The organism is Streptomyces sp. NPDC055078 (assembly GCF_053607985.1).
This window is the reverse complement of record NZ_JBSGUP010001004.1, coordinates 1-1,948: the sequence shown is the minus strand read 5'-3', so window position 1 is coordinate 1,948 and position 1,948 is coordinate 1. Positions and strand designations below refer to the sequence as shown.

2 protein-coding genes are annotated in these 1,948 nt (G+C 66.5%); one reads left to right on the top strand and one right to left on the bottom strand.

What is annotated here, in order from left to right; genetic code table 11:
* Positions 1-49 precede the first annotated feature (49 nt).
* Positions 50-406: a HesB/IscA family protein gene (locus ACWF94_RS39585; protein ID WP_453499996.1), complete on the bottom strand. Its 357-nt coding sequence runs from the start codon at positions 404-406 to the stop codon at positions 50-52.
* Positions 407-706: 300 nt separating this feature from the next.
* Here ACWF94_RS39585 and nadA point away from each other — a divergent pair, with 300 nt between their 5' ends.
* Positions 707-1,900 carry a quinolinate synthase NadA gene (gene nadA / locus ACWF94_RS39580; protein ID WP_453499994.1) on the top strand — a complete coding sequence of 398 codons (1,194 nt, stop codon included), beginning with the start codon at positions 707-709 and terminating at the stop codon, positions 1,898-1,900.
* The last annotated feature ends 48 nt before the right edge of the window (positions 1,901-1,948 follow it).

The window sequence follows — 1,948 nt, the reverse complement described above, 5'->3', positions numbered from 1 at the left end:
GCCCCTTGACCGGGGGCCGCCGCCTCGCTGTGCCGCGCTGGGACGGTGCTCAGTTGAAGGAGTCACCACAGGCGCAGGATCCCGTGGCGTTCGGGTTGTCGATCGTGAAGCCCTGCTTCTCGATGGTGTCGACAAAGTCGATGGAGGCGCCGGTGAGATACGGAGCGCTCATCCGGTCGGTGACGACCTTGACGCCGTCGAAGTCCTTGACGACATCGCCGTCGAGCGAGCGCTCGTCGAAGAACAGCTGGTAGCGCAGGCCCGAGCAGCCACCGGGCTGAACGGCGACGCGCAGCGCGAGGTCGTCCCGGCCTTCCTGGTCCAGCAGGGCCTTGACCTTGCCCGCGGCGGCGTCGGACAGGAGGATGCCGTCGCTCACGGTGGTGGTCTCGTCCGATACGGACATGTGCTTCATCACTCCCGGGGTGGGGTCTCCCCGCCGGAGGCAGGGGAAGTACGGAGACTGCTTGCCGACAGTGCAACCGGCGCGGACGCGGATTCATTCCGGGTCCGTGGCCTGTCTTGTGGTGTGTCTTGCATTTTTCCCCTTCATGCTCGCACACCGTCCGGCGGAGGGCACTGGCCTGGGAAAAGGGGGTGCGTCACATCGACGCTATGGGCATCGTCAAAGTGACGTGAAGCAGTTATGATAGATAACGTCAAATAGACGAAAAGGTCCCAGCGGAGTAAAGAAAAGGGGTGTGTGGTGACCACCGCCCAAACCCGTACGGAGTCGCAGGACATACTCGATGTACAGCCGACACCGCTCGCCCTGCTGCTGCTCGGCCGGGAGGCCGACCCCAGGAGCGAGCGCGGCGTCGAGTGCCCTGGCGATCTGCCGTCCCCGTCCGATCCCGATCTCGTGGCACGTGCCCGCGCGGCCAAGGAGAAGCTCGGCAGCAAGGTGTTCGTCCTCGGCCACCACTACCAACGCGACGAGGTCATCCAGTTCGCCGATGTCACGGGCGACTCCTTCAAACTGGCCAAGGACGCGGCGGCACGGCCCGACGCCGAGTACATCGTCTTCTGCGGTGTGCACTTCATGGCCGAGTCCGCGGACATCCTCACCTCCGACGACCAGCAGGTCGTCCTGCCCGACCTCGCCGCGGGCTGCTCGATGGCCGACATGGCGACGGCCGAGCAGGTCGCCGAGTGCTGGGACGTGCTGACCGAGGCGGGAGTGGCCGAACAGGTCGTGCCCGTCTCGTATATGAACTCCTCCGCCGACATCAAAGCCTTCACCGGTAAGCACGGCGGCACGATCTGCACCTCGTCCAACGCCAAGCGCGCGCTGGACTGGGCCTTCGAGCAGGGCGAGAAGGTCCTCTTCCTGCCGGACCAGCACCTCGGCCGCAACACCGCCGTACGGGACATGGGCATGTCGCTCGACGACTGTGTGCTCTACAACCCGCACAAGCCCAACGGCGGCCTGACCACCGAGCAGTTGCGCGCGGCGAAGATGATCCTGTGGCGCGGGCACTGCTCGGTGCACGGGCGGTTCTCGCTGGATTCGGTCGAGGACGTACGGGCCCGGATTCCGGGCGTGAACGTCCTGGTGCACCCCGAGTGCAAGCACGAGGTCGTGTCGGCGGCGGACTACGTCGGGTCGACGGAGTACATCATCAAGACCCTCCAGGCGGCTCCGGCCGGGTCCAAGTGGGCGATCGGCACCGAGCTGAACCTGGTGCGCCGGGTGGCGAACGCGCACCCGGACAAGGAGGTCGTCTTCCTCGACAAGACGGTGTGCTTCTGCTCCACGATGAACCGGATCGATCTGCCGCATCTGGTGTGGGCGCTGGAGTCCCTGGCGGAGGGGAAGCCGGTGAACCGGATCCGGGTCGAGAAGGAGACGGAGAGCTTCGCGAAGCTGGCGCTCGACCGGATGCTGGCGCTGCCGTAGCCCCTACGGGGTGGGCGCCCCGGCCTTTCCGGCCTCCCCGGCCGGGGC